At 41.5% G+C, this 23,091-nt stretch carries 22 protein-coding genes; 12 read left to right on the top strand and 10 right to left on the bottom strand.

Annotated elements, in window-relative coordinates:
* Nucleotides 1–119: 119 nt before the first annotated feature.
* Nucleotides 120–965 carry a MurR/RpiR family transcriptional regulator gene (locus tag AN394_RS16520; protein ID WP_054560797.1) on the bottom strand — a complete coding sequence of 282 codons (846 nt, stop codon included), beginning with the start codon at nt 963–965 and terminating at the stop codon, nt 120–122.
* A 337-nt stretch (nt 966–1,302) separates the two neighbouring features.
* Between AN394_RS16520 and pbp4b the strand changes: the two genes are divergently transcribed.
* Both pbp4b and AN394_RS16510 read left to right on the top strand, forming a co-directional pair.
* Entirely contained in the window at nt 1,303–3,750 is a 2,448-nt protein-coding gene (gene pbp4b / locus AN394_RS16515) for a penicillin binding protein PBP4B (protein ID WP_082423009.1), read from the top strand.
* Nucleotides 3,751–3,844: 94 nt separating this feature from the next.
* On the top strand, nt 3,845–5,221 hold the full coding sequence (locus AN394_RS16510) for a Na+/H+ antiporter NhaC family protein (RefSeq protein ID WP_054560796.1): 1,377 nt from the start codon (nt 3,845–3,847) through the stop codon (nt 5,219–5,221).
* Between the two features lie 364 nt (nt 5,222–5,585).
* Here AN394_RS16510 and AN394_RS16505 read toward each other — a convergent pair whose 3' ends face one another.
* From AN394_RS16505 to AN394_RS16490, 4 genes are all read right to left on the bottom strand, one after another.
* The gene (locus AN394_RS16505) at nt 5,586–6,722 is read right to left on the bottom strand and encodes a PQQ-dependent sugar dehydrogenase (protein WP_055022030.1); all 1,137 of its coding nucleotides are present in this window, start codon (nt 6,720–6,722) and stop codon (nt 5,586–5,588) included.
* 549 nt (nt 6,723–7,271) lie between these two features.
* Nucleotides 7,272–7,871: a hypothetical protein gene (locus AN394_RS16500; RefSeq protein ID WP_055022029.1), complete on the bottom strand. Its 600-nt coding sequence runs from the start codon at nt 7,869–7,871 to the stop codon at nt 7,272–7,274.
* Entirely contained in the window at nt 7,861–8,412 is a 552-nt protein-coding gene (locus tag AN394_RS16495) for an RNA polymerase sigma factor (RefSeq protein WP_054560793.1), read from the bottom strand. The genes AN394_RS16500 and AN394_RS16495 overlap by 11 nt, the downstream gene beginning before the upstream one ends.
* Nucleotides 8,413–8,418: 6 nt before the next feature.
* Nucleotides 8,419–9,066 (bottom strand): energy transducer TonB, encoded by a 648-nt coding sequence (locus AN394_RS16490; protein WP_055022028.1) that lies wholly within the window; start codon nt 9,064–9,066, stop codon nt 8,419–8,421.
* A gap of 106 nt (nt 9,067–9,172) precedes the next feature.
* Here AN394_RS16490 and AN394_RS16485 point away from each other — a divergent pair, with 106 nt between their 5' ends.
* Complete coding sequence (locus AN394_RS16485; protein ID WP_055022027.1) at nt 9,173–9,679, top strand: DUF3087 domain-containing protein; 507 nt, start codon at nt 9,173–9,175, stop codon at nt 9,677–9,679.
* A 9-nt stretch (nt 9,680–9,688) separates the two neighbouring features.
* A complete protein-coding gene (locus AN394_RS16480; RefSeq protein ID WP_055022026.1) occupies nt 9,689–10,138 on the top strand; it encodes a low molecular weight protein-tyrosine-phosphatase in 450 nt (149 codons plus the stop codon).
* A gap of 56 nt (nt 10,139–10,194) precedes the next feature.
* Here the strand turns inward: AN394_RS16480 and AN394_RS16475 are convergent, their stop codons facing one another.
* From AN394_RS16475 to AN394_RS16460, 4 genes are all read right to left on the bottom strand, one after another.
* Nucleotides 10,195–11,268 (bottom strand): energy transducer TonB, encoded by a 1,074-nt coding sequence (locus AN394_RS16475; RefSeq protein ID WP_055022025.1) that lies wholly within the window; start codon nt 11,266–11,268, stop codon nt 10,195–10,197.
* Nucleotides 11,269–11,458: 190 nt separating this feature from the next.
* Nucleotides 11,459–12,391 (bottom strand): nuclear transport factor 2 family protein, encoded by a 933-nt coding sequence (locus AN394_RS16470; RefSeq protein ID WP_055022024.1) that lies wholly within the window; start codon nt 12,389–12,391, stop codon nt 11,459–11,461.
* Nucleotides 12,388–13,350 (bottom strand): TIGR03571 family LLM class oxidoreductase, encoded by a 963-nt coding sequence (locus AN394_RS16465; protein WP_095209721.1) that lies wholly within the window; start codon nt 13,348–13,350, stop codon nt 12,388–12,390. The genes AN394_RS16470 and AN394_RS16465 overlap by 4 nt, the downstream gene beginning before the upstream one ends.
* Before the next feature lies 1 nt (nt 13,351).
* Nucleotides 13,352–13,807, bottom strand: a complete 456-nt coding sequence (locus tag AN394_RS16460; protein WP_055022022.1) for a nuclear transport factor 2 family protein — start codon at nt 13,805–13,807, stop codon at nt 13,352–13,354.
* 97 nt (nt 13,808–13,904) lie between these two features.
* On the opposite strand from AN394_RS16460, the gene AN394_RS16455 reads away from it, so the two are divergent.
* The 7 genes from AN394_RS16455 to csrA all read left to right on the top strand — a co-directional run bounded on the left by AN394_RS16455 (nt 13,905) and on the right by csrA (nt 21,307).
* Nucleotides 13,905–14,834 (top strand): LysR family transcriptional regulator, encoded by a 930-nt coding sequence (locus AN394_RS16455; protein ID WP_055022021.1) that lies wholly within the window; start codon nt 13,905–13,907, stop codon nt 14,832–14,834.
* A gap of 394 nt (nt 14,835–15,228) precedes the next feature.
* Nucleotides 15,229–15,855: a GTP cyclohydrolase II gene (ribA, locus tag AN394_RS16450; protein ID WP_054551277.1), complete on the top strand. Its 627-nt coding sequence runs from the start codon at nt 15,229–15,231 to the stop codon at nt 15,853–15,855.
* Nucleotides 15,856–15,933: 78 nt separating this feature from the next.
* Nucleotides 15,934–16,728: a BPSS1780 family membrane protein gene (locus AN394_RS16445; RefSeq protein ID WP_054560784.1), complete on the top strand. Its 795-nt coding sequence runs from the start codon at nt 15,934–15,936 to the stop codon at nt 16,726–16,728.
* Nucleotides 16,728–17,180, top strand: a complete 453-nt coding sequence (locus AN394_RS16440) for a regulatory protein RecX (protein WP_054551279.1) — start codon at nt 16,728–16,730, stop codon at nt 17,178–17,180. Before AN394_RS16445 ends, AN394_RS16440 begins: the two co-directional genes overlap by 1 nt.
* Nucleotides 17,181–17,197: 17 nt before the next feature.
* Entirely contained in the window at nt 17,198–19,798 is a 2,601-nt protein-coding gene (alaS, locus tag AN394_RS16435; RefSeq protein ID WP_055022020.1) for an alanine--tRNA ligase, read from the top strand.
* 6 nt (nt 19,799–19,804) lie between these two features.
* On the top strand, nt 19,805–21,022 hold the full coding sequence (locus AN394_RS16430) for an aspartate kinase (protein ID WP_054551281.1): 1,218 nt from the start codon (nt 19,805–19,807) through the stop codon (nt 21,020–21,022).
* A 93-nt stretch (nt 21,023–21,115) separates the two neighbouring features.
* Entirely contained in the window at nt 21,116–21,307 is a 192-nt protein-coding gene (gene csrA, locus AN394_RS16425; RefSeq protein WP_036970495.1) for a carbon storage regulator CsrA, read from the top strand.
* A gap of 27 nt (nt 21,308–21,334) precedes the next feature.
* Here the strand turns inward: csrA and AN394_RS16420 are convergent, their stop codons facing one another.
* Nucleotides 21,335–21,802 carry a YcxB family protein gene (locus AN394_RS16420; RefSeq protein ID WP_055022042.1) on the bottom strand — a complete coding sequence of 156 codons (468 nt, stop codon included), beginning with the start codon at nt 21,800–21,802 and terminating at the stop codon, nt 21,335–21,337.
* 124 nt (nt 21,803–21,926) lie between these two features.
* Here AN394_RS16420 and AN394_RS16415 point away from each other — a divergent pair, with 124 nt between their 5' ends.
* Nucleotides 21,927–22,850: a hypothetical protein gene (locus tag AN394_RS16415; protein ID WP_055022019.1), complete on the top strand. Its 924-nt coding sequence runs from the start codon at nt 21,927–21,929 to the stop codon at nt 22,848–22,850.
* The last annotated feature ends 241 nt before the right edge of the window (nt 22,851–23,091 follow it).

Genomic DNA, 23,091 nt, shown 5'->3' with positions numbered 1-23,091 from the left:
TTATCGCAATTGTTTGGTAGTTTAGAGGAGAGAGGGGATTGTTAAACTGCATCCTAAATTAGGCATAAAAAAAGCAGCCTGAGCTGCTTTAAAGTATTTATATAACCTTATTGAAGAAATTAGTTATTCTTAAATTCGCCAACAACTTCATTAGAATGTTCTAGTAACTTACGACCTTGGCGGCTCGACTGCGTTAAGGCAATAAACAAAATATCAATGACAAAATCTTGCGCCGTACGCGCTAAAATCGATGATAAACGCACAGACTCGCCTTCAGCAACCGAGTAAAGTTTTACATCAGCCGAGTCGGCAACAAGGCTACTACCAAATTTAGTCACTGAGATCACCGAGCTTGAATTTTTCTTAGCTTGTTTAACAACTTCGGCAATTTCGCGAGTCATACCTGACTCACTTATCGCGATAACCAAATCACCTTTTGAAAACGTCGCAACATACGCAAGTTGTGCATGGCCATCTGGCTCTGCAATAGCAGGCATACCGAGTTTTTGTAATTTATAAGAAAAATCTTTTGCAACCAGTGCTGAGCCACCTAAACCACAAATTAAAATGCGCTTTGCAGATTTTAATAGCTCTACCGCTTTTTCGACAGCTGGTGCTTCGTTGAGGTTTTTGGTTTCGGTTAACACCGCCAATTTACTGCTTAATAGTTTTTCGGCGATTTGCTCTAGCGAGTCATTCAGAGTGATCTTGCCATGTAGCTTAGGTTCGCTGCTTTCATCGTTAAGGGCATCAATGACCGCAAGTTTAAAAGCAGGGAAGCCTTTATAACCTAACTTTTGCGAAAACTTCACCACACTTGATTGGCTTACACCAACCACTTTTGCTAGTTCAACCGATGATAAATTACGAATCGCATTCGCTGAATTTAACGTAAAGTCAGCAAGCTTAGCTTCGCTGCTCGATAGAGATTGGCGTAAGGCTTTAATTTTTACAAAAGTAGACATAGGGCTCACTTTGTTTGCTTAACTTAGTCAAAGCGCAAAGCGATGGTTCTATTATAAACACAGGGCTTGGGCGCATTGTTTGCTTAACACGACGACTTATTTTTGTTTTAGCAGACCTAAGTTTGGAATATTTTTCTTAATTTAGATGGAATAATATAGTTTTATTCCATAATAGATACAACACTAATTATTGAGATAGCTCTATTTTTAGTAACTTAGCGATAATGTATGCTTTTTATTCTTTAATTGTGAAATAAAATATTTTACATGTTAAGTGGGTGTTGCTACTGTATTGCTGAGAATCGTCAACGCTTAAATCATCAGGTATGAATCTGTTATGAGTTTTACCCCTTTGAAAACGTTACTTAAACAGCTGTGTTATCTCAGTAGTGCGGCATTATTAGTAAGCTGTGCCAGTAATCCATATACCTATACACAATCAGCTAATTACAGCCACCGTGTTAAGTTTTTAGTGATGCATTACACCGCCATTGATTACGAAAAATCAATGCGTGCGCTCGTGGATGAAGGGGGCTTAAGTTCACATTATTTATTACCTGAATCAGGCGATTCTAGTTATCCAAAAGATGAATTAGAAATTATTCAGCTGGTTGATGAAAAAGATAGAGCATGGCATGCCGGACGCAGTTTTTGGCAAGGCCGCGAAGATTTAAATGATCATTCTATTGGTATTGAAATTGTTAATGTACCAACCTGCCATATTCCTGAGCAAGCAAACCTTGCGATGGAAAATGACGCCAGTAAGTTATGTATTTTTCCAGACTACGACGCTAAGCAAATAGAGCTACTAATAAAACTTAGTAAAGATATTCTTGCTCGTAACCCAGATATCGGGCCAACTCAAGTGATTGGCCATTCTGATATTGCTCCAAGTCGTAAGAACGACCCAGGCCCGCGTTTTCCTTGGTATCAACTGTATAAAGCAGGTATTGGTGCATGGTACGACAGCGACACCGTTGATAAATATTGGCAGTTATTTAGCGCATCAAAACCTTCAGTTGAATTAATGCAAAAAGCACTACGCAGTTACGGCTATGAGGTGATTGCAACGGGTCAGCTTGATTCGCAAACGCTAGATGCTCTAAGTGCCTTTCAAATGCACTTTTTACCTTGGCATGTAAGCGGTAATAGTGATGCAAGAAGTGCGGCTGTGCTATTTGCATTATTAGATAAATACTTTCCTAAAAAGTTAGAGCGATTATTTAAAGAGTATCAGCAGCAACAGCAAGCGGTTGAGCCTGCGCCAAAAACACTGGCTAATGCACAAGTGATAGCGCGTATTCCGGCTCTTGATCCAAGCAGTCGCGCGCTTGTTAACGACCGAGGCACATTTACTGCCTATAAAGGTCGCGGTGAGATCATCATTGACAACCAAGATGCAACCAGTGCTGATATTTTCATTAATGGTGAAAAAATTAATATTGCCTCACCATTAACAGCCGAAAAAATATATCAATACAGTTTGGCTAAACGCACCCGCGATGGCATAAACACGTATAAAGTAGAAAGTGTATTGCCTGAAGGGGCAAGCTTAACCTTACGTTTTCCTTACCCAACGCTTGATAAAAACAGCACTCAAAAGCGTTTTAGTGCTGTTGATGAATTAATTAATCAAGAGGTTAAAGAGGGCTTTCCGGGCGCGGTACTCGCCGTTGTTAAAGATGGCAAGTTGATTAAACTAAGCCATTATGGCGCGGCTAAAAAGTACCATGCTGATGGCAGTGAACTTGCAAGCCCACAAGCTATGCAAAACGATACCTTGTTTGATATAGCTTCAAACTCAAAAATGTTTGCCACTAATTTTGCGCTGATGAAGCTTGCCAGCGAAGGGAAGCTCGACGTAGAAAAGCCACTGTTTTATTACCTACCAGAATTTAGAGGCAGCGGCCGTGAACAGCGTTTAGTAAAAGATTTACTCACCCACAGTGCGGGTTATCCTGCGGTGGTTGATTTTCATCGTAAAGACAATAAATTTGGTGAGCGCTTTTTTTCTCAAAACAGCCTGCGTACTAAAAACCTACTGTTAACAGGTGTCCCTTTCGTGGCTGGTCGTAACGTAAAACACCTATATTCTGATATCGATTATATGTTGCTTGGTGTACTGGTAGAACGTATTAGTGGTATGGCGCTCGATACCTATGTAGAAAGCCAAATTTATCAGCCACTTGGTTTAACACATACGGTTTATAATCCATTACAGAAAGGTTTTTTAGCTTCGCAAATTGCCGCCACTGAAATTAACGGCAACACCCGAGGTGGTCGCATCGAGTTTGAAAATATTCGAACCGATGTACTGCAAGGTGAAGTACATGATGAAAAAGCATTTTATGCTTTAGGTGGTGTAGCGGGGCATGCAGGGCTTTTTAGTACTGCCGGTGATTTATCCGTGCTTATGCAGGTGTTACTCAATGGTGGCGGCTACGACAACAAGCAAATTTTTACGCCACAAGTACTTGAGCAATTCACTAACTCCCAAGCAAGTGATGAGACCTATGGTTTAGGATGGCGTAGAGCAGGGCATCAAGCGCGTAAATGGCATTTTGGCCCTTATGCTAGCCCGCGGGCTTTTGGTCATACCGGCTGGACAGGGACTGTGACCGTTATTGACCCTGAGTATGACCTTGCTATTGTGCTATTAACCAATGCCCGTCATACACCGATTGAAGGTTCGAAAGAAAATTACCAGTTTGTCGGCAAGCGTTTCGAAACAGGTAAGTATGGCTCTATTATCTCACTGATTTATGAGAGTATATTAAATCACTAGTCGAATTAAGTTGAGTTTGGTGGCAAAGCCATTAAGCTTAGCGAGTTTTCGCATAATAAAAATAAAATGTTGTTCTTAATTTAAAAGGGTTTTTATGTCTTGGTATTCAATTTTACCACCCTTGATTGCTATCTTAATTGTGTTTTGGCGCAAAGAAGTGATCATGGCGTTATTGGTCGCGGTTGCGTCGTCTGAGTTTTTGCTTGCTCTGAATGGTGAAGGTAATACCTTGTTTTTCACCTTTATCAACACTATTGAGCGAGTCATTGAGGTTGCCAGTTCCCCTGGTAATAGCCGTATCCTTATTTTTAGTATCTTAATAGGTGCTTTACTTGCCTATATTCGTGAATCTGGCGGTGTAGCCGCTACCGTTAATTTACTGATGAACAAAGGGGTGGCTAAAAGTAAGCGCCAAGTAGGCTACTTAACCATGTTCTCAGGTATTGCGGTATTCATTGAATCGAACTTAAGCGTATTAACCTCGGGAATTTTATCGCGTGGTTTATTCGATAAGTTTAAAATGAGCCGAGCACGCCTTGCTTACATTATCGATAGTACCAGCGCACCTGTGTGTATCTTAATCTTGCTAAATGGATGGGGCGCATACGTACTGGGCCTTCTTGGCAACTACGAAATGGAAGAGTCTGCGGTTTCGGTGTTGTGGGGCAGTATTGGTTATAACTTTTACGCCATTATCACTTTACTTATCGTGTTCTACACCATCACCTTTGACAAGGTACATGGCCCATTAAAGCAAGCAGAAGAAAACCTAGAGCAACAAGAAACCGAACTAACAGAAGAAGTGAAAGGTTCAAAAGCACGTTACATGCTTGTGCCTCTAATTACCTTAATTGGTAGTATGGTTGGTTTTATGTTTTGGACTGGCGATGGCGATATTGCCAGCGGTAGTGGTTCTAAATCAGTGCTGTATGCAACTATTTTAGCCTGTGTTGTAGCTTACTTTTTAATGATTAGCTCGCGTGAATTTACACACCATAAGCTGGTAGATATTGGCTTTAAAGGAATGGGGGAGTTACTGCCATTAGTGTCTATTGTATTGCTATCACTTACTTTGGGTGCAAGCTTAAAAGACTTAGGTACCGGTGTGTTTGTTGCAGGCCTAGTAGGTGATTTCTTACCTATTTACTTGGTTGTGCCAGTGCTCTTTATTACAGGTGCGGTAATTTCATTTACCACAGGCACCTCATGGGGCACATTCGCAATACTTATTCCAATTGGTGTACCGCTCATTCAAGCATTAGGTTTACCACCTTCATTGGTTATTGCTGCTATTTTAGGTGGTGGTGTGTTTGGCGATCACTGCTCGCCAATCTCAGATACTAGTGCGGTATCGGCTATTGCATCAGGGTGTGATTTATTAACTCACGTAAAAACCCAAATGCCATACGCCTTATTCGGCGGCGCATTAACCTTCATTGCTTACCTAGTAACGAGTATTATTGTTTTATAAAAGCTTAAAGCTGTAAGTCTTAAGTTATAAGTAAAAAACCACAGAGAAGTCTGTGGTTTTTTATTGCTTGAATTTCGATAACTCGCATATTCAAGTTTGATAGCCGTCAGCCGTCAGCCGTCAGCCGTCAGCCGTCAGTCTGGAATCTCGTGGAAACCATCGCGCGAAATAAATTTCACGTCTAAGGTATTCCTTTACTCTTTCCCCTTATAACTCGCTAACTTGTTTTAAATCTGATAGCTGACGGCTGAAAGCTTATGGCTCGTTGAACCATCGCGGAAATAAATTTCACGCCTACGGTATTCCTTTACTCTTTCCCCTTGTAACTCGCTAACTTGTTGGGTTTCGCTTCGCTCTACCCAACCTACGATTTCGGTACAACCTTATAAACACCGACACCATCAACACCTAGATATAGGTCACCATTAGGGTGTGTGGCTAGGCTACGGACGCGACCTACACCTTCAAATACTTTGCTGTGGCCTGTTACTTTGTCACCATCAAGTTTTACCAAAACAAGGTGGCCAAACTTCATCGAACCTACGGCAATTTGGCCTTGCCACTGTGGGTATTTATCGCTGGTGATAAATTCCATCCCAGAAGGGGCAATTGAAGGCACCCAATACCAATCAGGTTGTTCCATTCCTTCGCGACTAGTTTCGTCGGTAATTTTCGTACCAATGTAGTTGATCCCATAAGTGATCTCAGGCCAACCATAGTTTGCACCTGCTTTAACTATGTTGATTTCATCGCCGCCACGAGGGCCATGTTCATGGCTCCAAATAACTCCCGTCTCAGGGTGCATTGCCATACCTTGTGGGTTACGGTGTCCATACGAATAAATACTTTTGTGAGTTGTTTTATGGTTATAAAACGGGTTTGATTTAGGGATAGAGCCATCGCTATTGATACGGTGAATTTTGCCCGCATCATAGTCTAGACTTTGTGGGTGAACGTCTCTTTTGCCACGGTCGCCAATAGAGAAGTACAAGTAACCTTGTTTGTCGAACTCAATACGCGAACCATAGTGTTTTGTTGTTTTAATATTTGGCTCGCCATCAAACAATAATTGTTGATCGACAAGAGCCATATCTTTAAAGCGGGCACGCATAATCGAGGTGTTATAGCCCTCACCATCGCCCTCATAGCCCGAGTACGAAAAATAAATCCAGCCATTGTCGGCAAAGTTCGGATCAAGCTCTATATCTAATAAACCCCCTTGACCTTCATCATGTACTTTAGGTGTGCCTTTAACTGCTTGCTCAACGAGTTTGCCATCACGAATCAATCTAAGCTCGCCACGTCGATCAGTAACGAGTAAGTCACGCTCGTTAAGCCAAGCCATACCCCAAGGAATTTGAATACCTTCGCTTACTAATTCTAGTTTGTAGTTATTAGCGCTGGCATCCAGAGGAATCTTTTGCTCCGGCTGAGCACACGCTTGCAAGCTTGATAAGCTAATTGAGGCAATGATTAAACTGTTAAACAAAGACCTTTTCATGGTAACTCCATAATATTTAAACACGATGTTATTAGCCTAGCTGGTTCAGCATTAAATTGTTATTAACATTAGATCAATGTGCGATTATTGGTAGGAAAAGCGAGGTAAAGAGCGGAGTATTGCCGTCAGCCGTCAGCCGTCAGCCGTCAGCCGTCAGCCGTCAGTTTGAAATCTCGTGGAAACCATCGCGCGAAATAAATTTCACGCCTACGCGGGGTAACCCCGCTGCTACCTAAAAACTTGCGACTTTACTCTTGTAACTCGCTAACTTGTTTTAAATCTGAGAGCTGACGGCTGAGAGCTGATGTCTCGTTGAACCATCGCGTGAAATAAATTTCACGCCTACGCGGGGTAAACCCGCTGCTACTTAAAAACCTGCGACTTTACTCTTGTAGCCCGCTAACTTGTTTTAAATCTGATAGCTGATGGCTCGTTGAACCATCGCGCGAAATAAATTTCACGCCTACGGTACTCCTTTACTCTTTCCCCTTGTAACTCGCTAACTTGTTTTAAATCTGATAGCTGACGGCTGAGAGCTGACCGCTGCTTTCAAGCTTTACACTTTTTCGCCTCATGAGTCAGCTGTTTGAGTGCAATGATTTGGCCTTGCTTGTTTTGGTCTAGGGCGAGTAGGTCACCTTGGTGAATATGAGTATCTAGGGTGCCGTGTTTTTGTAGTTCTTCAAGGAGTGATTGTTTAATTTGTACTATGACATTTTGCTCGCAGTCGGCGATATACCAGTCGTTATCAACACTGACTAGACGGCCGGTGAAGCTGGTGCGGGCTTTGTGATTGGTTAATGCTTGCTGGTAGTTCGCATCTAGGTTTTGTTTTTGTTGTTTAAGATTACTCACATAGCTGCCTTTGGCATCGAGTTCGTGTACCTCAAGCCATTGATAATCTGATAAATCCACGGCGTAAACATGGGTTAATTCACGGTTGTTGTATTGCAGCATGACAAAACCAAGAATCGCTAAAGCAGCAAAAACTCCGGTCATTTGCAGGCCTAAAAAGCGCTGTGGCCTTGGCGTTGCCGACTGTGGCTTTTGCATGTGTGAAAGCTCGTCGCTGCTTAAGCTGTGCTCTGCCTTACGTTTTTGAAAATGTGCTTTTAAATCAGCATCGAATTGCTCGTCGTTACGCTTCATGATGGCCTCCTAGTTGTTGTTTCAGGTTTTGACGGGCATATCGCAGCCGAGTTTTAATGGTCTCTGGGTTACTTTGGGTGATAGCAACAATATCTTCGAGACTAAAGCCTTCTTGTTGTAAGGTCAGCGCTTCACGTTGTACAAAGCTAAGCCCCATGAGTGCTTTATCAAAGGCTTCATAGTCGTAGTGATAACTTGCATCCTGAGATTCAGAAAATAGTTGGTTGTCTTCTAATTCAACGAACTTTTGCTGCTTACGAAATTCATCAATTAATAAATTACGTGCTAACCGAAAAAGCCACGCTTTTGGGTTGTTTTGATCATTGTAAAAGTCGCGTTTATCAATAACTTTTAACCAGGTTTGTTGGCATATATCGAGGGCAAGATCCTTATCACTTTGTGTAACTAGGTAGTGATAAAGATCGTTCCCGTATTGAGCAACGAGTTGGTTAAGGTAACGGTTGTCGCCCGTTTTGGCATACTGCGCCAAACAATCTGTGTTTGGCTTGTCAAATAACCATGTCTTGATGCTCATTAGCATAGGCAGTTATCCATCTATTTTAAAATCAAGTTGAACGCTTTGGTTTGTTTGTAATTGTGCCACACCTTCAACTACTTTAGGGCGATATTTCCAACGTTTAATTGCACGAATTGCTTCACGGTCAAATACCCGTTTAGGCTCGGCATCAATAATAACAGGGTCAATCACTTCGCCAGTCGGTGAAATGCTAAAGCTAATTTGTACCCAACCTTCAATGCCATCACGAGCTGCTACTGGAGGGTACTTAGGGTTTATACGCACAATTGGTGTCGCATCTCCTGTTGGTTGGTTAATGCTTTTGCTAAGCGTGTCGCCAATGTTATCGAATGTCATTGTTGGTGTTAAATCAGCTACTACAACAGTGTCGGTCGTATCAATGGTTGGGCGCGGTGGTACTTTTGGTGGCATTTTAGCAACTGGCGGTGGCGGCAGTGTTTGCTTTACTTGCACTTTTGAGTCTTCCGGTACTTCATAAATTTCAACCGTGATATCTGGGCCTGTTTTAACATCGGCTCTTTGCTCAGCAGAAATTAAGTACTGCATAAATGCAAATGCTGCAAAGGTCATGACACCGCCGCCAAGAATTGCTGCGGTTGTCTTTAAAGCAGCATTGCTGTTATTCAAGCTTGCTGAGTTTAGTGGTAAAGTATGCATAGCCGTTCCTCTTTGGATAATTGCTTTCATAGCTAAAACGGCTGGCAAATAAAAAAGGGGTGAAATTTTTTTCACTTTTTATTTTTCACAAGTTTTTTAGGTTGTTATGAAACTTATTCAAATAGATAAAGCCCGTTACCGTAAACATTTAAACCAAGTAATTATTGCTTGTGTAATTGCTTTAGCCGTTGGCAGTTTAGCCATTTCACAAACGTTAATAGCGTTATTTCCTGACCCAAGCGGTAGCCATTTTCATTGGAACCTATTAGGTGTTGTTGTGTGTAGTTTGCTGGTGGGTTTTGTGCTTAATAAATACCGCAATCATGATTACATGACTGAAATAGTCTATGTGTGGGAGCTTAAAAAAGCGCTGAATAAAATCACCCGTAAAATGCCAAAGTTAAAAGCAGCAGGGCGTGAGGGCAATGCAGATGCTTTATTAGCAATTCAATACAGCTATGCGGGATCACGTTTGTTATGGCAGCTTGATGACAACACTATTACCATGGATGAGTTGGCAATTAAGCAGGCAGAGCTTGATAGTGTTGCAGATAAATACAACCTCTCGCTTGATGCAGAACGTTATGATGAGTCAATCTTAAAGCAATTTTAAGGACGAATAATGAAAAAGGTTTTGATTGTTTGCTTAGGCAATATTTGTCGTTCACCTACTGCAGAAGCGGTACTTCGTAGTCGTGCCAAGGCGCTGGGTGTCAATGTTATAGTTGATTCTGCTGGCACCATTGGTTACCACCAAGGTAATCCACCTGATTCACGTTCAAAAGCAGCAGCCGAAAAGCGCGGTTATAGTTTTAAAGGCATCTATTCACGACCTGTGACTCAAGCTGATTTTCATGAGTTTGACTTAATTCTCGCAGCCGACAAGCAAAATCTTGCTGATTTACAAGCCCAGTGTCCAGAGCACTTACAATATAAGCTGTCGCTGTTTTTAAGTCATGGTGATGCAGGGGAGAGTGAGATCCCAGATCCCTATTATGGTGGCGATCAAGGCTTTGAAAAAGTACTCGATTTAATTGAGGACGCAGCCGATAACCTGCTTAAAAAGCTATAAAAAGCTATAAAAAGCTATAAAAAGCTATAAAAAGGGTCGCATTGCGACCCTGTTATTTATCTTTTTATTTTAAAGTCTAATTGCACCCGAGAAGTTGCAGCAATGGCTTGACCATTTTCAAACTTAGGCGCATAACGCCATTTTTTCATTGCTTTTACTGCTTCTCTTTCAAATGCAGTACCACCTTCAGAGTCAACCACAGTTATATTGTCTACAAAGCCTGACGGGGTTACTTCAAATTCCATCACGACAATGCCGTCTTCCATACGTTGTGCTTTTGACATTGGATATTTCGGTGGCACACGGTACAACGGCTCTTGTTCTTGGCTTTCTTTCCAAGGCACCATTTTCGCAATCGCTAAGCAATGTTTGGTTGCTTCGTCGCTTTTACCTGTTTTTTCGTATAAGTGAACCAACTTCGAATGGGCGTTTAATTCGGTTTGATGATCAAAGTCTAGCTCTTGATCAAATACGCTAACTACGTGATTCAATCGCTCAATGGCGGTGCTGTATTTACGTTGGTTTTCTGCGAATGCGGCAACTAAAAAGTCAGCGCTAATACGATCGACAGCGTTATTTGGTAAGTTTTCTTGGTAGTACTTATCGGCTTCTTCAAGATATTCCTTCGCTGTGTAATAGCGCTCGCCAGTGCCTTTATAAGCAAGGATACGAGCGGCGGTCATTTTTGCATCAGCAACAAGCTTGTCTGAGTTTTGTTTTTCAGCAATAGCAATGACATCATCAAGATATGTATCAGCGCGCTTTGCTGAGGGAGTTGATTCTGCCATGCCGATTAATGAGTCATACACTTGCACACTTAGCTTGCCGTGGTTTTTTTCAAGTATTTCGTAGGCTGTGCGATATAACTCAAAGCGTTGTTCTTGTTCGCTTTTAGCAAGGCTGTTTGCATAGTTAATAGCAAGATTGGCGGTGTTGTCGGCACTTTCACCATAAATTCCTTTGCCAAGCTCAAACGCTTTTTTGGCAAGCTCACTACTGTCTTGCTTATTTTCTACAGCAGCGACATAAGCGCGGTAGGTGTCGTTAAATTCTTGGGTGGTCGTTTCATTGGCAATGCCTTGCTGACTAAATAGTAATGCAACACATAAGGCAAGTGAGCTCTTTTTCATAATATTCCTTATTATTTTGCCCAGATAAGAGGGGATTAACACTTGTTGATGATAATCATTATCATCATGAGGTACAAGGTATCTAGTAATTTTTAAATGTATCACTGTTTTTAATTTAAGCAAAAACAGTGATTAAGCTTAACAGGTCGCAGGTACTTATGAAAAAGCGCTCACATTGAGCGCTTTATTGTTAGATTATAAACTCAGGCAAATTCTGTTCATCAAACCAACCCGGTATGTAATGCGATTCGTAAAGTCGCCAACAGTTATCTGACTCTAATCTTGCTGCTAACTGATAGTGAGCTGCATAGGTTTTTTGATTGCTATCATTCACGGGGTTTTCGGGAATGATTCGGGCAATGATAAATCGAGCTGCTTTTTTATCTTGGCTAACCTCCATTTTGACCAACTCTGCAAAGTGCTGCCAAAATGGCGCAAGCAGTCTAAAGTTTTTTAAATTCCCTATAACACTTTCTCTACCAGATAAATCACCTAAAGGAGGAAAGCTGCCATGTATATCTTGGCTGTAGCAATCAATAAGTAAATTAATATCACAATTATCAACAGCAAATGCATACTTGTTATAGAGATCAATGAGAGCTTGCTTTGGCTCTGCAGCTTTAAACTTACGAATTAATGCCCATGGAGAGTGTAATTCACTCACAATTGTTGGTTCGCCATCAACTAGCTGCCACCCCTGAACTCCAGGAAGCATGTTCCAGTTAGGAAGCAAGGATTGCTGTCCTTTATTCCAGTTAACCTGAAATTTAATGTGGTTAATAAGCCATTGCTGGTCTTCATAAACGAAATGAAAAATAAATGTACAACCACATAAAAAACGTTTTTTCCCATGATTTATATCTACATAAGCGTAGCTGCTTGCTGCAGCAAAATCCTTTTGGTGTGCAGTAAACGTACTTGTAAATTCAGCATTCGTTGCATAGTTTTTGAAATCTTCACTCAAGGTTGTTGATACATGCTTTTGCCCATTTATAGAGCCATGGTGCTGACTTATGAAAACGATATCAGAGCTAAACAGCTTTGCTAACGAGTGCTTATCCGAGCGTAACCAGCTATCTTTAAACTGAGATATTAAGTTTTCGAGCTGTTCTTGAGTACTCATACAGCAGGCTCTCTTTGCTCTTTTTCAAGAGCGGGAATAACAAAGCTACCCAATTCATCAATTACATCTTGGGCATCCCTTCGAGAAGGTTTTAAGTTTAGTGCAATGTGTTTTACGCCAAGCTCTCTGTGTTTTAACAGTCGCTCAATAAGGGCATTTCGACCAATTCGTACAACGTTATAAAAACGCTGATACGGGGCATCTGGGTTTTTATCTAAATCAAAAAATGTCGCATAGCCGTAATGTGGGCTTGTGTTGCTATTGCTTGCAATTGATAGGTTGTTAATGATTTCACTGATGGCTTGTTCATTATCAACAGCCCAAATCCAAGCATTAACATTATTAGCCAACCACTCAAATGATTGCCTAGAACGACCAACGGCCATAACGGGTATCTGTTGGTTTACTGGTTTTGGATAAAGGTCAAGTGAACCATCAAGCTCGCCGTAATATTGGCTAATGTGTTTAGGAAAGCTTTGTTGGTGTAATGTTTTGATAATTTCAACTGACTCTCTGTAGCGCTCAGCACGCGCGTTAAAATCGACACCAAAAGCCGGGTATTCAACTGGCCTATCTCCGGTTGAAACTCCTAACACAAAACGACCATTACTTAGATGATCTACTGAAGCTGCTTGTTTGGCAACCATGATAGGATCGCGTAATGGTAAAACAGCCCCTGCGGTGCCTAAAGTAATTGTATTTGTATGCGCAGCAATGAAACCTGCGTAAGTGAATGGATCAAGCATCTGTGCAGCATCACCAAAATTAGGATCATAAAAAGGCACATCCCTAAACCAAATACTGGCAATACCTGCTTGTTCAGCCTGCTTAGCCGTTGCTATATCAGCATTGAGGGTAGGGAAAGGGCTGCTAGGGTAAGCTTCAAGGGGAGTGAGCAATCCCAGCGTTAATTTGTTGTCGGCAAATACATTTGTAAAGCTAGTTGGTAGATTATTCATGTTACTGAACTCCCGAATTCGCTGGCCAGACAACATCAAGTTTAGAGTGGCTAATGCGCCATTGACCGTCGATTTTTTCATAGCGATCTAAGTATCGGCCCACTAATAAAAGCGGAGATTCGCTTTGCTCCCTACTTGTAACAAAGTCAATTAGATAGCACTCACCCTGTGCTGTCGTTTTATCTGTTAGTACTATTTGATGGTTCATTACGGCATGAACAAAAGGGAAGTGCTTTCTATTGTGGGTATCGAATTCATCATAAGCATTTTTTAATCCTTGCTTTATCTGTTCAATTCCATTCATTTCCCCCACTGTTACTTCGACTCGTGCGTTGCTAGTAAATACTTCTTCCATTTTATGAATTTGGCCAGAGTCTAAAAGTTGGCTGTAGTTTAAGCGAAGAGTTCGGATCTCTTCTTTTTCGAGTAAATCGAGAAGTTTGCGTTCGCTCATCATGTTTCTCTATTGCTGAATAAGTGAACACTATTTTATTATCTTCTTTTTAAATGATAACCTAGCTAATATTCCATTTATTCTGTCCTGAGATTCCATAATGAAACCAGAAGATAGCCCTTTCTTTGGTATTCGAGAGTTTGTTGAAACACTACGCATGGGTACATTCACAGCAGCTGGTAATCGGTTAGGTTTAACAGGCTCCGCTGTTGGCAAAACTGTTACTAGGCTTGAAAGTAAGTTAGGTACAAAGCTACTGCATCGAACAACTCGTAAAATTATGGCAACCCCAGAAGGGCAGCATTATTTTGAAGGCTGGGTAAAAATACTGGCTGAAATAGATAGCCTAGAGCAAGCTGTCACTGCCGGTAGCCATAATGTTTCAGGGCAAGTAAAGCTTCACTTACCTGCGGCATTCGGCCGTAAGTATGTAATGCCAATACTTTCTAAACTAGCAAATAAGTATCCTAAACTAGAGCTTGCGGTTCACTTTAGTGAAAGTCGTATAAATTTAATAAATGAAAATGTTGATTTGGTGGTACGTATCGGCACATTAGAAGATGATGCCGATCTGGTAGCAAAATTGTTGGGTTATCAAAAACTAACAGTGTGTGGTAGTCAAGATTATTTTGACCAGCATGGTGTGCCAGACACTCCAGCGGATTTGCTCACTCATGATTGTATTATTGGCAGTAAGCGCTCTTCGCAGCCAACATGGTTGTTCAAAGATAGTAAAAAGCAGTCATTTAACCAGCTAATCAATGCCAGATATATGCTCAGTGATGGAGATGCGATGCTTGATGCCGCACTTAATGGTTTAGGTGTTGCACAATTACCTACATGGCTTATTCAAGAGCAGCTAGATAGTAATAGACTAACTAGTGTTTTAGATACCTTTTCAGGTGCGGTTATGCCAATTAATGTTGTTTGGCCACGCTCAAGATATTTAAAGCTTAGTCAAAGGGTTATAATTGATGAGTTAGCAGAGCAGTTTAAGCTTCAAGCATCACTTTTTGGTTATTCTTCATAATTGTTTATCTAGCGCTTTTAGTGCGTTATTAATCAGCGCTGACACTCATCATAACACTGTTATTTTTATTATTTTGATAGGTGGTTGATAAAGGCTTAGCGGTTTATTGAGATTAAACTAATCTATTTTTTCGAATATCTACAAAGGTTTATTTATTAATTTATTTTATTTCAAAGGCCTAACTCTAAAAAGTAGAGCTTTTAAGGTGTTTTTTTAGCGCCACTAAAGCGAGGCGCAAAGCTCGTATCTTGGGGTGGTTTGAGTGTATAATACTTGAATTGCTGGTAACTGCCTCAATATTAGTTATCACTCGTCGTATGTTGCATCCTTACAACCTTCAAGCTGTTGTAATCACATTTGCAGTATCGCATTTATTTTTTAATTTGGATTTGTCGTGGCGCAAGTAAGAGCAAGAGTCCAGCTGAATGTTGGCAAAAACAGTGATATCCCTGCAGAAATCGTATCTTTCAGTGGCTTAAATGATGGCCAAGAACATGTTGCTTTAGTGTTTAATCAAGCTGACACAGAGCAAGATGTCCCTTTAATTCGTATGCATTCAGAGTGTTTAACGGGCGATGTATTCCATTCATCACGTTGTGATTGTGGTGAGCAATTAAATGAGTGTATCGAGATGATGCACCAACAAGGCGGTATTTTACTGTATTTACGCCAAGAGGGCCGTGGCATTGGTTTATACAATAAAATTGATGCTTACGTATTACAGTCGCAAGGTATGAATACGTACGAAGCGAATAACCACTTGGGCTTTGCTGATGATTTACGTGACTTTTCAGACGCGGTATTAATGCTTGAAGCACTCAATCAAAAGCACGTTAAGCTAATGACTAATAACCCAAATAAGCTTAAAGCACTGCGTGATGCAGGGATTGAAGTTGATTCAGTGGTTGGCACTCATGCGCACATTAAGGCGGGTGTGGTAGGTAACCGAGCTTACCTCGAAACGAAAATCAAACATGGTTCGCACATGCTTGATATTAAAAAAATTAAAAAGCCTGAGTAAATTTCACTACAGGTGACTATAAACAAGTAGCGCACCCAGTTATACTCGGTGCGTTTTGTCGTTATTGAATGAGAAACTATGTCGATCGAAGTACGTATTTTTAAAGCTGATGCGGGCGTTAAATGGTTTAAAGCTGGATGGGAAATCTTTAAGCTGCAACCTTTGACTTTTATTTTAATGCATCTGCTAATCGTGATAATTAGCTTTTTGGCATTGCTACTACCTTTACTGCAAGTTGTTGGTGCGTTTGTGACGCCATTTTTGATGGCGGGTTTTTATCAAGCTGTGTTAACAAAGCAGCAAGGCGGGACTGTCAGCCAAGCTGATATTTTTAAACCCTTTAGTAATAAGGGGAACCGTATAGGTTTAGTGCGTGTGGCTGTGTATCAGATGGCGGCAGGTATTTTATTGGCCTTACTGTCTAATTTCATTTTTGCAGATGCCTACGCAGTTATTTCGAGTCAGACTTTTGATCCACAAAACCAATCACATATTGCAGATTTATTGGCAACCATTTCAATGGGACAAGTTGCGGTATTCTTAGTGGCGATCTGTGTGTATTTAACCGCTTTTGCCTATGCAGTGCCTTTGGTTTATTTTCAAAAACAAAGCAATATGTTTCAGGTTTTAAAAACCTCATTCATGGTGTTTTACCATAATATGGCACCATTGAGTGTTTATGGCCTAATTTGCGCCGTTTTAATGGTGATCTGTATTCCTTTATCGTTTATTCCACTATTGGTTTTAATGCCAATTTGTTACATTAGCTTCTTCGTGTCTTTTCAGGCCATTTTTATGCCAGTTGTACCAAAAGGTGATGACCAAACAAAAGCACCTGAAGCGCCCTCACAATCAGGACGCTTTGACGCGTAATGGATGATAAAGAACAAAAGTTAAAAAATTACGTACTTTGGTTATTGTCTCGACAAGATTATTCGCGTCGGGATTTAACGCGAAAGTTACAGCAAAAAGAGGCGACGCCCGAGTTCACAGAGCGCTTGTTAGATTGGTGTGAATCACACAACTTTATTAACGAACAGCGCTATTGCGAAGGGTTTGTACGCCGCCATTTAGCTAAGTATCATGGTGTAAAACGCATTCAGAGCGAAGCAATGGCAAAAGGGATAGACCGAGCACTATTAGATAAGACGCTCGAGGAGTTCGAAGTCGATTGGTTCGAACTCGCAAAGGACGCATATTTAAAGAAGTTTTCAAATTCAGGTAAAGAACTCGACCAGAAAGAAAGAGCGAAACGTGTACGCTACTTGATGTATCGAGGCTTTAATTACGAACAAATTGATTTTGCAATGCAAGCACAGCAATAAACGGGTGAGATTTTCACATGCAGCATATGACTACCGCACAGATCAGGCAACAGTTCTTAGACTTTTTTGCCTCTAAACAACACCAAATTGTTCCTTCAAGCTCGCTGATCCCGGGTAACGATGCCACGTTATTATTCAATAACGCCGGTATGGTGCAATTTAAAGATGTATTTTTAGGTGCGGAAAGCCGCCCTTATTCACGTGCAACCAGCTCACAACGTTGTGTGCGTGCCGGTGGTAAACATAACGACCTTGAAAACGTAGGTTACACTGCACGTCACCATACATTCTTCGAAATGTTAGGTAACTTCAGCTTTGGCGATTACTTCAAGCAAGACGCAATCAAGTTTGCTTGGGAGTTTTTAACTGATGTTGTAAAACTGCCTCAAGAAAAGCTACTTGTTACCATTTACCACGATGATGAAGAAGCCTTCAACATTTGGCATAAAGAAGTGGGTCTAAGTGAAGACCGTATTATTCGCATTGCAACCAGCGATAACTTCTGGTCAATGGGTGATACAGGTCCTTGTGGTCCATGTTCTGAAATCTTTTACGATCACGGTGAAGAAATTTGGGGTGGTCCTCCAGGTTCACCTGAAGAAGACGGTGACCGTTTCATCGAGATCTGGAACCTAGTATTTATGCAGTATAACCGCCATGCCGACGGTACAATGGAGCCGCTTCCTAAGCAGTCTGTTGATACAGGTATGGGTCTTGAGCGTATCTCTGCAATTTTACAAGGCGTGCACTCAAACTACGAAATCGATTTATTCCAAGCTCTTATTGCTGCTGCGGCTAAAGTAACAAACGCACAAGATTTAGATGATAAATCGTTACGCGTTGTGGCAGACCACATTCGTTCGTGTGCGTTCTTAGTATCTGACGGCGTTATGCCATCAAACGAAGGCCGTGGTTATGTACTACGTCGTATTATTCGTCGTGCCGTTCGTCATGGTAACAAGCTAGGCGCGAAAGGTGCATTCTTCTACAAGCTAGTTGCTGCACTAATTGAGCAAATGGGTCAAGCGTACCCAGAGCTTGCTAAGCAACAAGAAATTATTGAAAAAGTACTGCGTATTGAAGAAGAGCAATTTGGTAAAACACTTGAGCGTGGTCTGGCTATTTTAGAAGAAAGCCTAAATGACATCGAAGGTGATGTGATCCCAGGTGACTTAGTATTCAAACTTTACGATACTTACGGTTTCCCTGCAGACTTAACGGCAGACGTGGCGCGTGAGCGTTTTATGACGATTGATGAGCACGGCTTCCAAGAGTGTATGGCTGTTCAGCGTAAGCAAGCACAGCAAGCTGGTAAGTTTGGTGCTGATTACAACCAACAACTTAAGTCTGAAAAACACACAGACTTTAAAGGTTACGATGCAGAACATTACACAGGTACTGTGGTTGAGCTTTTCTTAGAAGGTCAATCGGTTTCTGTACTTGAAGATGGTCAAGAAGGTATCGCAATCTTAGACCGCACACCATTTTATGCTGAATCAGGTGGTCAGGTTGGTGACACAGGTGTGTTAAAAGTTGCTGGCGGTGAGTTTGTAGTGACTAACACCACGAAGCTTGGTAATGCATTTGCACACCATGGTCGTGTACAAGGCCGTATTGGCACAAACGATAAAGCAGAGGCAACAATTGATGCAGCACGTCGTGATAGCATCAAGAAAAACCACACTGCAACACACATTTTACATGAAACGTTACGTCAAATTTTAGGTGAGCACGTAAATCAAAAAGGTTCACTTGTTGACCCTGAGCGTTTACGTTTTGACTTCTCTCACTTTGAAGCGGTAACAAAAGACGAATTACGCCAAATCGAGCGCGCAGTGAACGATGAAATCCGTCGTAACTTTGCTCTTGAAACTGAGCTAATGGCTATCGAAGATGCTAAAGCAAAAGGTGCAATGGCATTATTCGGTGAAAAATACGACGACGAAGTTCGCGTAGTAACCATTGGTGACTACTCAATCGAGCTATGTGGTGGTACTCACGTTAAGCGTGCAGGTGATATCGGTTTATTTAAAATCGTATCAGAAAGCGGTATCGCGGCCGGTATCCGCCGTATTGAAGCGGTAACGGGTGCTGAAGCGGTTGCTTATGTAAGTGAGCAAGAGCAACAACTAAACGATGTTGCAGCACTAGTTAAAGGTGATAGCAGCACAGTACTTGAAAAAGTAACTGCGTTACTTGAGAAATCAAAAGGCCTAGAGAAGCAAATTGCACAGCTTAACGACAAGCTAGCAAGTGCGGCTGGTGCATCGTTACTTGACTCTGTTGTTGAAGTGAACGGTATTAAACTACTGGTTGCTGATGTTGCAGGTACTGAGTCTAAAGCACTTCGTGGCATGGTTGATGACCTGAAAACGAAGATTGGTTCAGGTGTTATTGCCCTTGGCGTAGCTAATGGCGACAAAGTAAGCCTAATTGCAGGTGTAACTAAAGACCTAACAGGTAAAGTGAAAGCCGGTGAGCTTGTAAATCACATGGCTGCACAAGTCGGCGGTAAGGGCGGTGGTCGTCCTGATATGGCGCAAGCAGGTGGTACTAAGCCAGAGAACCTAGCTGCAGCCTTAGAAAGTGTAACTGGTTGGTTATCTGAGCGTTCTTAACTACTAGTGGCACTTATCGTCCAAAAATTCGGTGGCACCTCAGTTGGCTCAATAGAGCGAATTGAGGCCGTCGCCGACCTTGTTGTAAAAACCAAGCAACAAGGCCATCAAGTTGTGGTGGTGCTCTCGGCGATGTCGGGAGAAACTAACCGTCTAATTGAACTCGCTAAACAAATCGATTCTCGACCCAGTGCTCGTGAGCTTGATGTATTGCTAACTACCGGTGAGCAAGTGTCAGTCTCTCTGTTAGCAATGGCTATCATTAAACGTGGTCACTCAGCGGTAAGCTTACTTGCTGATCAGGTCAACATTCGCACCGATAACATGTTTGGTAAAGCGCGTATTGAAGAGATTGCTGCGACTCGTCTTAAGCATGAACTTGAGCATAACCGAATTGCCATTATAGCGGGCTTTCAGGGCCGTGATATCGAAGGCAATATCACTACGCTTGGGCGCGGTGGTACAGATACCTCTGCGGTTGAGATTGCAGGCGCTATCAATGCCGATGAATGTCAAATTTACACCGATGTTGATGGGGTATACACGACCGACCCGCGCATTGAGCCAAATGCGCGACGTATGAGCCATGTCACTTTTGAAGAAATGCTCGAAATGGCCAGTCTTGGTGCTAAGGTTCTGCATATTCGTAGTGTCGAAGCCGCAGGGAAATATAATATACCGCTCAGAGTGTTATCGAGTTTTAACCCGGATCAAGGGACCTTGATCAGTTTTGAGGAGCCGGATGTGCAAGCAAACATTGTGTCGGGTATCGCCTTTAATCGTGACGAAAGTTTGATTTACGTTAATGGTGTGCACCAAGGAACGGAAAACCTTGCAAAAATTTTGAAACTTTTTGCAGAATTCGGCATCGAAATAGATATGATTAATCAAGTTAATCATAACTTTGAAAAAATAGACTATGCTTTTACTGTGCACACGAATGATTTTGAGCAAGCGCTTGAAATTTTGACCAGTAACCAAGATGGTATCAGCGCAGAATCTATTAAAGGGATCAGCAATGTTGCCAAGGTGTCTGCAGTAGGTGTAGGGATGAAATCTCACTCTGGTGTGGCAAGTTTGTTTTTTAATGCCCTTGCCGATGAAAACATCAAAGTGATGCTTGTATCGACATCAGAAATTAAGATATCAGTTTTAATTGACGAAAAGTATTTAGAACTGGCTGTACGTGCGCTGCACAAAGTTTTTTTAACTGAAAATGAATAAGATCTAGAGTTTTTACTTACTTTTAAGTCTATATTTCATTAGAATGTTTTTGACGCGGAATCTTTTAATTTTTTGGAACATGGGAGCAAGAGAATGCTAATACTAACTCGTAGAGTAGGTGAAACCCTTATGATCGGTGACGAAGTAACAGTTACTGTTCTTGGTGTTAAAGGAAATCAAGTTCGCATTGGTGTAAATGCACCTAAAGATGTATCAGTACATCGTGAAGAAATCTACATGCGAATCCAAGCAGAGAAATCTAACCCAAATCCGGGCAACGTTTAATCAGCGACAGATATTTTTAAGAGCCACTCACTGAGTGGCTCTTTTATTTAGTTCTGCTGTCATTTCATCATTTAGCGCTTGTTTAGAAATATATTGCATACCGCGCTGAGCCTTTAAAATATAACCTCGCTCAGTTTCAATAATCTCACTAATTTGTTGCCAGCTTAATTGGTAGCTTTTATGCGGGTTTTCGGCTTTAACGCCTTCATCATCAAATACGACAGTCACTTCGCTACCCGATGCACGACTCATCATTTGTCTTGCGACCCACCATGGGCGTTTGTAGTAAAACGATAAGCACTCAACCACGGCAAGCATAATCATAAAGCTGCCTAAATAATGATTATCTAATTGATAAAAAGCCAACAAGCCTAAGGTTATTAATAATACCAATAGCGGATATTTAGGCTTAGCTTGTGATGAATAAGGTAAAGACTCATCAAAGCATTCGTAATAATACGGTTTATCTAATTTGTAAGTTGTACTTAAAGTCATTTGTGGGCTCACTTAATTTGCTGGCGGCAGTTTAACATTGATAGAAAAAATCTTCCGTAGTTGGTTTTCATTTAGTTGTCATTGTGAGAGCTTAAGGTATGCGTATTTTAAAGGTGTAAGTTGTATGTTTGTTAGTTCAATGTCATTAGCACTTGCAATGACCACAAATACTTTTTTAGTTATGGGCGATATGCCATACACCCCGATTGATGAAATCAATCTCGCCAAAGACGGAAAAATTACCAAGGCAATCGCAGCAACACCTCATGGCTTTTTAATGCATCTTGGTGACATGAAATCGGGAGCGCTTGCTTGCACGAATAAACTTTTGCAAAGTAATAAAGCGTTATTAACGTCGTTGACCACACAGCCTTTTATTTATACCCCCGGTGATAATGAATGGACCGATTGCGACCGAGAAAAGCTATCGGTGCGCTTTGATGAGCTTGAACGGCTAAGCTTTGTTAAAGGCTTGATGTTCGACGATGCTTATACAAAAAAAGCACAGCAACTTCAGGGTTATGCAACCCAAGCTGAAATGCTAGAAAATGCCCGCTGGCAGTTTGATGGTATTGAGTTTCGTACCTTACATATACCGGGCACTTTTAATGGTCGCTCACAAATTTTAAAAAGTGATAAAAACGCTGCACTAGATGCCGCCGACAAGCGTGATAAGTACAACTTAACTTGGTTAAAACAAGCGCTTGTTCAGCAAGACGCTAAGGCCTATGTATTTGGTTTTCAGGCTGATATTTACCACCCGACCAGTAAACCTGCTTGCAGTGAATCACAACGCTCTAATTGTGATGCATTTAAAATATACCGAGATGCTATCAGCGATTTTGCAAAGCACACCAATAAGCCTGTACTTGTAATGCATGGCGATACCGGCCCATATTGCCAGCAGCAGCTAGCGAGTAACTTAACGCGTTTAAATGTACCTGGCGACTTTGCTGTAAGTGATGTCGCAAAGGTGAGTTTTATCGACGGCCAGTGGCATATAGCGAGTGTAACGACAAACAAGCCTCTTACAATGGGTTGTAAGTAATATCGTAGGTTGGTTAGAGCGGAGCGAAACCCAACAAATTAATGAGTTTCTAGGGGAAAGAGTAAAGTTTCGAGTTTCTAGAGAAAGGAGCCATCAGCTTTCAGCCGTCAGCTATCAGATTAAAACCCAACAAGTTAGCGAGTTTCTAGGGGAAGAGTAAAGTTAGCGAGTTTGAGGCTCACGTAGGCGTGAAATTTATTTCGCGCGATGTTTCTTAATTCTACGTGTAAGTCGTAGGTCG

Source organism: Pseudoalteromonas sp. P1-26 (genome assembly GCF_001401795.1).
In the GTDB taxonomy this organism is placed as follows: Bacteria; Pseudomonadota; Gammaproteobacteria; order Enterobacterales; family Alteromonadaceae; genus Pseudoalteromonas.
This window is presented reverse-complemented; position numbering and strand designations above follow the sequence as displayed.